The organism is Streptomyces yerevanensis, from assembly GCF_000716805.1.
Taxonomy (GTDB): domain Bacteria; phylum Actinomycetota; class Actinomycetes; order Streptomycetales; family Streptomycetaceae; genus Streptomyces; species Streptomyces flaveus.
Map to the genome: position 1 here is coordinate 1 of NZ_JNWJ01000231.1, position 416 is coordinate 416.

General features: G+C 69.0%; 1 protein-coding gene. It reads right to left on the reverse strand.

What is annotated here, in order from left to right:
* Positions 1-18 precede the first annotated feature (18 nt).
* On the reverse strand, positions 19-416 hold a 398-nt coding region (locus OP79_RS49195; protein WP_033329869.1), incomplete at its 5' end, for a transposase.

A 416-nucleotide genomic window follows, 5' to 3' on the forward strand; every position in this document is an offset into this window, starting at 1 on the left:
CTTACTGACTTCGGCGTATTAGGGTCCGTCCGGTCTGTCGAGAGTCAGGCCCGTCCCGGCGAGGAATCCGCCGAGGATGTTGTGCCGGTACTGCATCGCCTTGAGCCGCTGGCGGAGCAGAGTCTCCAGCTCGCTGAGGGTGCGGGCGGCCAGGTTGGCCAGGCTCCGCTTGATATGCGCCCACAGGCCTTCCACCGGATTGAGCTCGGGCGCATACCCGGGCGGCAGGACCACCGTCAGCCAGTCCCGCTCGGCCACGAGCGCCTGCATCGTCTTGGAGGTGTGGGTGCTCAGCCGGTCCCACACCACGATCAGCGGGGCCTTCAGTAGCTGGTGGGCGCCGTCGAGCAGGCGGATGCAGTCGCTCTCGCCCAGCGAGCGGCGCTCGCCCTTGCGGCCGGTATGCCGGCGCAGCC